The organism is Xenorhabdus entomophaga (assembly GCF_037996725.1).
Lineage (GTDB): Bacteria > Pseudomonadota > Gammaproteobacteria > Enterobacterales > Enterobacteriaceae > Xenorhabdus > Xenorhabdus khoisanae.
Genome location: NZ_JBBMXH010000358.1, coordinates 1 through 424 on the forward strand (window position 1 = coordinate 1; position 424 = coordinate 424).

Sequence of the window (424 nt, forward strand, 5' to 3'; positions counted from 1 at the left end):
TGGCTGGTTCTAATTCTATTTTTAAATCAGAATCTGTTTTTTTTGTTTCGATAACTGAATCAAGAATACAATCTAATTTATTAATATCCCGATACTGCATCATTGATAGTGTGCGTACAGCGCGTAACATTGCGTGAGTATCAGTGCTGGCTTCATTTTCAACCGTTTTTAATAACGGAATTAATATAGCCTGTATTTCTTCATTAACTTCAAGTGCGTTCCGTAAGTAAGATTTACCACCAATTAGTCTTTTCATGTTATTGATCCCTATTTTGTTCTTGTTGGATACGTTGATAAATTTCCTCACGATGCACAGGAATTTCTTTGGGTGCTTCAATTCTGATTTTTACTTGATTCCTTTGAATGCTTAATACTGTTATTACGATATCGTCACCTATCATAATTTTTTCTTGTGGGCGGCGAG

Annotated in this window: 2 protein-coding genes; both read right to left on the minus strand. The window is 34.2% G+C overall.

The annotated features are described in order from the left end of the window. A partial coding sequence (locus tag AAC854_RS23180; protein WP_340619139.1) for a hypothetical protein occupies nt 1-256 on the minus strand: 256 nt, incomplete at its 3' end. A 1-nt stretch (nt 257) separates the two neighbouring features. Further along, on the minus strand, nt 258-424 hold a 167-nt coding region (csrA, locus tag AAC854_RS23185), incomplete at its 5' end, for a carbon storage regulator CsrA (protein ID WP_340619140.1).